The 679-nt window shown below is 32.7% G+C and carries 1 protein-coding gene; it reads right to left on the bottom strand.

Going from position 1 to position 679, the window contains the following annotated elements; all coding sequences use genetic code 11:
- On the bottom strand, positions 1-344 hold a 344-nt coding region (gene cas9, locus ABCO64_RS10425), incomplete at its 3' end, for a type II CRISPR RNA-guided endonuclease Cas9 (protein ID WP_343089419.1).
- Between the last annotated feature and the right edge of the window lie 335 nt (positions 345-679).

Here is a 679-nt window from a genome sequence, read left to right as displayed (position 1 = left end):
CCTCTACGCTTTACAATATGCAAAAGCGCAGTGGCTAACTCATCACTTGTTAGTTTTTCTTTCAATCCTTTAACCCTTAAAGCATAAGGATTTTGTAGATGAACAAAAGAATCAGTAATTAATCCTTCTTTTTTTAACAACCTTTTCATTTCTAAGATTCGCTGCTTTCTTCTGCGTTTCACTCTTCTTGATCCACGTTTTTCTCTTCTAGTTTCATTATCAGATGCATCTGCTTCTTCAAATAACCGAACCCCAGCATCCACAATTTCGTGTTTCTCATCAATAATTCCCCATCCTACTGACGTAACTCCGATATCTAATCCCAATACATAGTTGTTAACCATTGTTTCCTCCTAATTTTTTATTATGAAATCACATAAGTGCTTATCATAATATTTTTAGCTCATTTACGTTAATTATACTAATTTCTTTTTGAAATTTAAAGAGGTGTCAAATTTATTGACAAATTGGCAAGAAAAAAGCATCTATGATTTCTCATTAGATGCTTATAAATAATCTTAATTATTTACTTTCGCTTTATATTTTTTACCTTGAATTTTTCAATACCAAAGTATACAGGAAGTGACAAGGCAATAATCCCTGTACCAATCAAACTTGGCACAATGCTTTCGACAAACATCGCCACGAGTAAGCCTAAGGTAATGATGATGGTTAACGC

This window comes from Methanocalculus natronophilus, from assembly GCF_038751955.1.
GTDB lineage: Archaea > Halobacteriota > Methanomicrobia > Methanomicrobiales > Methanocorpusculaceae > Methanocalculus > Methanocalculus natronophilus.
The sequence above is the reverse complement of the archived record's forward strand: the minus strand, read 5'-3'. Positions and strand labels throughout refer to the sequence as shown.